Here is a 1,145-nt window from a genome sequence, read left to right on the forward strand (position 1 = left end):
GTTAATTGTCTTACCGTCACGTTCTAGGTCGAAGTTCGCTGCGTAACCTAGCTTGTACTGCCAGTCACCTGTTGTGTACATCAGACCTGCAGACATTGCATCTTGCTTCTCGTTCACGCCGTTGCTTGCGTCCGCTTCCATGTATTTGTATTGAGCGAAGAACGAAATACCGTTATCAAACCAACCTTGAACACCAACTAGGTACGTGTTGTTTTCCCAAGTTTGACCTTCAGATTCAATGTTACGGTTACCTTCGTAAGCAGCATCCAATTGTAGTGGACCTAACTTGTAGTGAGCCGCGATGCCGCCCCAGTAATCATCACCAGCACCTAGACCCGCTTTATCACCAGCACCCGCTGCGATGTCTAGAGAGAACTTGTCTGCGTACATTGGAGAGTCCCAACGAATGGTGTTTGATTGACGGTCTTGGTACTTAGCACCACCGATTGCACCACCCCAGTCGTAAACATCGCCTAGACCTGGGTTAGATGCTGGCCAGTCAACCAATTCGTACATAGGTGTCAAAACACGACCTAGACGAACTTGACCCCAAGAAGCACTTTCAAAACCGACGAATGTGTCACGCTCACCAAGACCAGCACCCTCGCCACCAAAGCTAGGGTCTACGTAACCACCTTCGATTTGCCAAATAAAGGTAGGACCGAAGTTAGCAAATTGTTTTTTACCACGGAAACCGATACGAGATTCGTTGTTTAGCTGCATGCCACCTAGGTCGTCATCCGTTGCTTTGCTGCCAGAATCGTAATCGCGGTACGCGGCCTGCATCGCGATGATCCCGTAAACTTCATAAGAGAAAGAATCTTTTGTTAGGTACTCTTTCGCAGCATCGCTGTTTGCGCCATCAGCAAGAGCTGCACCACTGAACATCATGCCTGTGATTGCCGTAGCAAGTAGGCTTTTCTTTAGGTAAGACATTTTTAACCCCTATATTTTTAGTTTTTTCCATTTTCAAATTCGCTAACTAGGACATTGCAGGAACTTGAAACAATGTTTGGACGGGGCAAATATGACAAACTTTTTTCGCAGTAAAAAACTTTCCCAGCAGCAATCTGAGCAAGTTCAAAATGAGAAGATCAAAAACAATATCAATTCTTATATTTCAATTACTTATATAGATAAATAAG

Annotated in this window: 1 protein-coding gene; it reads right to left on the reverse strand. The window is 45.1% G+C overall.

The window, feature by feature from the left end; translation table 11 throughout:
- Positions 1-936, reverse strand: a 936-nt coding sequence (gene chiP / locus R7O12_RS26145) for a chitoporin (RefSeq protein ID WP_318126972.1), incomplete at its 3' end; no start/stop codon positions are given.
- Between the last annotated feature and the right edge of the window lie 209 nt (positions 937-1,145).

Source organism: Vibrio sp. Vb1574, from assembly GCF_033338675.1.